The organism is Vibrio sp. 1288, from assembly GCF_033344475.1.
Window position 1 is genome coordinate 1 of sequence record NZ_JAWPOX010000088.1, and the last position, 1,566, is coordinate 1,566.

Genomic DNA, 1,566 nt, shown 5'->3' on the forward strand with positions numbered 1-1,566 from the left:
TTAAGGGAGCGTAGCGTCCCTTACAAGGCACAATGACAACGTAACGAAGTGGAGGGGTCTTTGTGTAGCCTTGCTTAATGCTTTCTTTTCTTCATGATTACCATCAATAATTGCTTTATGAAGAAGTCCTGCCAACATTGATTTTCTAGTGACTTCTGGTATCACACAAGGGCTTAATACCCCCCTAGATTTAGGGTAATCCCCCAATGAACACCAAGCGATTTGAAGCCACCATCGTGTTCATGCTTATGGTCATACCATCCAATGATCAACGTCAAACCATCATCATGGTAAATTTCTTCCGTTTTCTTCCGATAAGAAATCATTCGAACACGCGATCAATTAATTTGCACGAGCTTGTTTGACGATGCATAAGCACTGATCATATGAATGGTGCTCGCCCTGTCTTCACGATTGTATGAGCCTCGAAGTGTTTTGCCATCAATCGCAATCACTTGACCTTCGGTAAGGGTGTGTATTGATGACATCCAGTTAATGAAGCATTCATGAAATGCTCGGGGTCAATCGTTGAGATTATTCGAGCAATCGTGTCATCAACAGGAACACTATGTAAAAACAGGCCATTGCGCTTAAACCAATTATGATGACCGAGAATGTATTCACGGATATCAAACCAACCTTTCGCACCAGCAATAACCGCACATAGCGAGCCAAAAGGACTTCGAAGAGGCAGTAAGTGACCTTAGGGATTTGGCGTAGATCAGTAATCGTTTGAAAATGTTCTTTGAAGTGATCGATGTGCATGATGCTTTCCCTAAAAAGGGAGTATAAGATCACAGCTAATAAATGGGATCGTCAAATTAGTCGTCATTTTGCTTAAAAAACGTTCACGACCTCACCCTGCAGACAATTAAGCCTTAAGCTGCTACTTACATCACAGACAACGCCGTCGTAAATAATATTTAATGCGGAGTTTTCACCTTTTCACATCGGGACCTCTAAATGGACGTTAAGCCTTGGCTACTCTTAACAGCTGCAATTCTCGCAGGCTGCTCTGATGACGATCATCAGACCCACAACAACAGCGTCAAATTCGATGTCATAGACAATCAAGAATTTACCCTTAATCCGATTCAAAACGACAGCAATCCCGATTTAGAAAGTTTCAGCTGGACTCAAACATGTGGTTCGATATCCATTATTCCTTCTGACACAAGCCAAACCGTCAATCTGACACTTACCGCTCCAAAACTGGACAACTATGATGATTATCGCTTCCAGTTTAAATGAACCATTAAGAATGGTGATCAGTACTCAACCGATGCAAAAGTGTCCGTGGTGTCTCCATCACTGGAAGTTTATGTTGATCACGCATCTCTCCCCTCTTTACATCAGGTATTGGACATCATCGCCTCTGCAGAGGCTCACCCGACAGCTGAGCGCTATGTGTCCTGGGGCCGTATCAATCCGACGCAAGAGCATCTGGCGCAACTGAATATCAGTCGCTTCCCACTTGAGTCAAACCATACATCGGCAGAAATGCTTGAAGCTATTTCTGCCTTTGCAGAAGATCATCACAGACTCAAGGTTTCAATCAGTACCAAC

General features: G+C 43.2%; 2 protein-coding genes and 1 pseudogene. 2 read left to right on the plus strand and 1 reads right to left on the minus strand.

Annotated features, from left to right (window positions below):
* Positions 1–350: 350 nt before the first annotated feature.
* Positions 351–765 (minus strand): annotated as a pseudogene (locus R8O11_RS24775) (ISAs1 family transposase); the annotation flags it as partial.
* 198 nt (positions 766–963) lie between these two features.
* On the opposite strand from R8O11_RS24775, the gene R8O11_RS24780 reads away from it, so the two are divergent.
* Together R8O11_RS24780 and R8O11_RS24785 are read left to right on the plus strand one after the other, a co-directional pair.
* On the plus strand, positions 964–1,251 hold the full coding sequence (locus R8O11_RS24780; RefSeq protein ID WP_318194551.1) for a hypothetical protein: 288 nt from the start codon (positions 964–966) through the stop codon (positions 1,249–1,251).
* A gap of 48 nt (positions 1,252–1,299) precedes the next feature.
* Positions 1,300–1,566, plus strand: a 267-nt coding sequence (locus R8O11_RS24785) for a hypothetical protein (RefSeq protein ID WP_318194552.1), incomplete at its 3' end; no start/stop codon positions are given.

What these genes read in the sequence shown, in the direction of transcription:
- R8O11_RS24780 (WP_318194551.1), top strand. Translation starts at nt 964, where the DNA reads ATGGACGTTAAGCCTTGGCTACTCTTAACAGCTGCAATTCTCGCAGGC.